Here is a 4,031-nt window from a genome sequence, read left to right on the forward strand (position 1 = left end):
GCAGAGCGGGGTGGGCCGGGCCGGAGTCCGCCGGGGTGGCTCGGGCGCCGGTCAGCGAGCGGTGCTTCTTCTTGCGAAGCCGGGGTGGCACGGATGAGGGCGGCGTTACTTTTTGCGGGCCAGGGTGATGCCGTCGCGGACGGGGAGCATGACGGATTCGACGCGGTTGTCGGTGGTGACGAGGTCGTTGAGGGCGCGCATGGCGGGGACGTTCGGTCTCGTGGATGACGGGTTGATGATGTCGCCGCCCTGGAGGACGTTGTCGAGGACGATGAGGCCGCCCGGGCGCAGGCGGCGGACCAGCTGCTCGTAGTAGCCGGGGTAGCCCGGTTTGTCGGCGTCGATGAAGGCGAAGTCCAGCACCGGCTCGTCGGGGAGCGCCCTGAGCGTCTCGAGGGCCGGGGCGATCCGCAGCTCGATCCGGTCGTCGAGCCCGGCCCGTTTCCAGGCGTCCCGGGCCAGCGCGGTGAACTCCTCCGAGACGTCGCAGCAGAGCAGCCGGCCGCCCTCGGCGAGACCCCGCGCGATACAGATTGACGAGTAGCCGGTGAACGTCCCGACCTCAACAGCCTGCCGCGCGCCGGTCAGCCGGACCAGCAGGGTGAGCAGCGCACCCTCATCCTGCGAAACCTGCATCCCCGACGGCCCGGGGAACCGCGCCCGGGTCTCCGCCGCCAACTCTCGCAGCACGTCGTCGGCCGGGGTCGAATGGGCAACCAGATAGTCCGCGATCACCGGATCCACGATGTCAGCCATCCCCCCAGCCTTCTCCCCCACCATCCCCCGGGCAATCACAACAACCTGGGAGATTCCGCAAAAGCCCACCGAGCCGGGGCCCGCGGGCTCGGGCTCGGCGCTCGGGCTGGGGCTGGGGCTGGGGCTGGGCTCGGGCTCGGGCTCGGGCTGGGGTTGGGCTCGGGCTCGGGGGTTAGCTCAGCCACTCACTCACGTGGCAGGGGTCGGGTGGCTGTTCTGGCGCCGCTGGGCGCCTGGCCGGCCGGGCCCGGTCTCTCGCGGGAGGAGCGGTCGGGACCACGACGGACCCGAGTCAGCGTTCTGAACTTGATCTTGCCCTGGGGTCCGCGGAGAGTGGCGGTCAGCGGGAAAGAGCCGCTCGGGCAGAGGCTCGGGCGAAGGGGATCAGCCGAGGAAGATGATGTAGAGCCAGCCAAGGAGGAGCGCTCCGAGGATCGCGGCGAGAAGCCAGGTGGGGATCCTGTGGCCGCCCTGGCGGGCGGCGGAGACCTGGCGGTGGACGCGGTCGCGGCGGCGGTCGACCCGCGCTCGCATGACGTCCTCGAAGGTCCGCTCGGGAACCTCGGGCAGGGGCGGAGGGCCGGGCGCGTGGGAGCCGGGCAAGTGAGGACCAGGCGAGTGGGAGCCGGGCGCGTGCTGATCGGGCTCGTGTGACGATGAGGTCATGGCTCGACCAGCCTAGCGGGCCCGTTGTGGGTGGTGCCGGTCAGGCGCTGGGCCTGACCGGCGACTCCCGTCACATGCTGGCGATCAGGCGTTCGACCCGTTCGTCGTAGGCGCGGAAGGGGTCCTTGCAGAGGACCGTGCGCTGGGCCTGGTCGTTGAGCTTGAGGTGGACCCAGTCGACCGTGAAGTCGCGGCGTTTCTCCTGGGCGTGGCGGATGAATTCGCCGCGGAGGCGGGCGCGGGTGGTCTGGGGCGGGGTTTCCTTGGCTTCGAAGATCTCGAGGTCGTTGGAGATGCGGTCGACCTGCTTGCGCTTCTCCATGAGGGCGTAGAGGCCACGGCCGCGGCGTACGTCGTGGTACGCCAGGTCGAGCTGGGCGACCCTCGGGTGGCTCATCGGGATCTCGTGCTTGGCGGAGTAGCGGTCGATCAGCTTGAGTTTCGACACCCAGTCGATCTCGCGGGCGATCGGGTCGAGGTTCTCGGTCTCGATCGCGTTGAGGACGCGGCCCCAGAGCTCGACGACGCGCTTGGCGGTCTGGTCGCCGCCTCGGCGCTCGACGAACTCGGTGGCCTTGGCGAGGTATTCCTGCTGGATCTCGAGTGCGCTGACCTCTTTGTTGTTGGCCAGGCGGATCTTGCGGCGGCCGGTGGTGTCGTGGCTGACCTCGCGGATGGCCCGGATCGGGTTCTCCAGGGTGAGGTCGCGCATGACGACGCCGGCTTCGATCATCCGCAGGACGAGGTCGGCGCTGCCGACCTTGAGCAGCGTGGTGACCTCGTTCATGTTGGAGTCGCCGACGATGACGTGCAGGCGCCGGTAGCGCTCGGCGTCGGCGTGCGGCTCGTCGCGGGTGTTGATGATCGGGCGGGAGCGGGTCGTGGCGCTGGAGACGCCCTCCCAGATGTGCTCGGCGCGCTGCGAGAGGCAGAACACGGCGCCCCGCGGGGTCTGGAGCACCTTGCCGGCGCCGCAGATCAGCTGGCGGGTCACCAGGAACGGGATGAGGACGTCGGCGAGCCGGCCGAACTCGCCGTGGCGGGACACGAGGTAGTTCTCGTGGCAGCCGTAGGAGTTGCCGGCGGAGTCGGTGTTGTTCTTGAAGAGGTAGATCTCGCCCGCGATGCCCTCGTCGTGCAGCCGCTTCTCCGCGTCGACGAGCAGGCCTTCGAGGATGCGCTCGCCGGCACGGTCGTGCGCGACGAGATCGGTGACGGAGTCGCACTCGGGCGTTGCATATTCGGGGTGCGAACCGACGTCCAGGTAGAGACGGGCGCCGTTACGGAGAAAGACGTTGCTGCTGCGTCCCCAGGACACCACTCGGCGGAACAGGTAGCGGGCCACCTCGTCCGGGGACAGCCGCCGCTGACCCCGATAGGTGCACGTGACGCCGTACTCGGTTTCTAGGCCGAAAATTCGCCGTTCCATGACGAAACACTAGCCTCAGAAACCCTCCGAACGGCAGTGACAACCCGCGCTTTCACTGAGGCACTGTGTCACGGGACCCTCCGGGAGGCCTTCGACCTGCGGATACACTCCCACCTTGATGAATCTACTGATCACCGGCGGGGCGGGCTTCATCGGTTCCTGGTTCGTCCGCGAAGCGCTGCGGGACCGGCTGCCGGGCCTGGAAGGCGTCCAGGTCACGGTCCTGGACAAACTCACGTACGCGGGCAGCTTCGCCAACCTGGGCCCGGTCTCCGAGAGCGACCGCCTCGACTTCGTGCCCGGCGACGTCGCGGACGCGGCCCTCGTCGACACCCTGATGCGCAGGCACGACCACGTCGTCCATTTCGCCGCGGAATCCCACGTCGACCGCAGCATCACGGCCGCCGCGGAGTTCGCGCAGACGAACGTGGTCGGCACCCAGGTCCTGCTGGACGCGGCCCTGCGCCACGGCGTCGAACGCTTCGTGCACGTCTCCACCGACGAGGTCTACGGCTCGATCCCGGCCGGCTCGTGGCGCGAGGACGCCCCGATCGCCCCGAACTCCCCGTACGCCGCGACGAAAGCGGGCTCGGACCTGCTCGCCCTCGCGTACCACCGCACCCACGGCCTGCCCGTCACGGTCACCCGCTGCGCCAACAACTACGGCCCCTACCAGCACCCCGAGAAGCTCATCCCCCGCTTCGTCACGAACCTGCTGGCGGGCCGCACGGTGCCCCTCTACGGCGACGGCGCCCAGGTCCGCGACTGGGTCCACGTCGGCGACCACTGCCGCGGCACGGCTCTCGCGCTGCAGGCCGGCCGCCCCGGCGAGGTCTACCACATCGGCGGCAACAAGGAACTGACGAACAAAGGCCTGACGGCACTGCTGCTGCGTGCGTGCGGCGCCGACTGGGACCGGGTCGTCCACGTGGAAGACCGCAAGGGCCATGACCGCAGGTACGCCCTTGACGACACCAAAATCCGCAAGGAGCTGGGGTACGAGCCCCAGGTCGACTTCGCCGCCGGACTGGCCGACACCGTCCAGTGGTACCGCGACAACGAGGACTGGTGGCGCCCGCTCGCCGTCGACTGATGGTAATTTCAGGGCGTTGTGGACGTTTTGGAGCATGGTGGATCGCCCCGGCCTCGCCGCGTTCTTCTGGGCACGCCGTTCGTGGGC

The 4,031-nt window shown here is 69.3% G+C and carries 4 protein-coding genes; 1 reads left to right on the top strand and 3 read right to left on the bottom strand.

All coding sequences use genetic code 11. The features are described 5' to 3' along the window. Nucleotides 1-105 precede the first annotated feature (105 nt). The 3 genes from Aco04nite_RS48435 to pafA all read right to left on the bottom strand — a co-directional run bounded on the left by Aco04nite_RS48435 (nucleotide 106) and on the right by pafA (nucleotide 2,851). Entirely contained in the window at nucleotides 106-756 is a 651-nt protein-coding gene (locus tag Aco04nite_RS48435; RefSeq protein ID WP_213003915.1) for an O-methyltransferase, read from the bottom strand. A gap of 384 nt (nucleotides 757-1,140) precedes the next feature. Continuing rightward, nucleotides 1,141-1,359, bottom strand: a complete 219-nt coding sequence (locus Aco04nite_RS48440) for a hypothetical protein (RefSeq protein WP_213003917.1) — start codon at nucleotides 1,357-1,359, stop codon at nucleotides 1,141-1,143. A gap of 133 nt (nucleotides 1,360-1,492) precedes the next feature. Next, nucleotides 1,493-2,851, bottom strand: coding sequence for a Pup--protein ligase (gene pafA, locus Aco04nite_RS48445; RefSeq protein ID WP_203839415.1), 1,359 nt, complete (start codon nucleotides 2,849-2,851; stop codon nucleotides 1,493-1,495). A 118-nt stretch (nucleotides 2,852-2,969) separates the two neighbouring features. Here pafA and rfbB point away from each other — a divergent pair, with 118 nt between their 5' ends. Beyond that, nucleotides 2,970-3,944 (top strand): dTDP-glucose 4,6-dehydratase, encoded by a 975-nt coding sequence (gene rfbB / locus Aco04nite_RS48450; protein WP_213003916.1) that lies wholly within the window; start codon nucleotides 2,970-2,972, stop codon nucleotides 3,942-3,944. Nucleotides 3,945-4,031: the final 87 nt, after the last annotated feature.

Origin of the sequence: Winogradskya consettensis (assembly GCF_018332715.1) — a bacterium.
Taxonomy (GTDB): domain Bacteria; phylum Actinomycetota; class Actinomycetes; order Mycobacteriales; family Micromonosporaceae; genus Actinoplanes; species Actinoplanes consettensis.

What these genes read in the sequence shown, in the direction of transcription:
- pafA (WP_203839415.1), bottom strand. Translation starts at nt 2,851, where the DNA reads ATGGAACGGCGAATTTTCGGCCTAGAAACCGAGTACGGCGTCACGTGC.
- Aco04nite_RS48435 (WP_213003915.1), bottom strand. Translation starts at nt 756, where the DNA reads ATGGCTGACATCGTGGATCCGGTGATCGCGGACTATCTGGTTGCCCAT.
- rfbB (WP_213003916.1), top strand. Translation starts at nt 2,970, where the DNA reads ATGAATCTACTGATCACCGGCGGGGCGGGCTTCATCGGTTCCTGGTTC.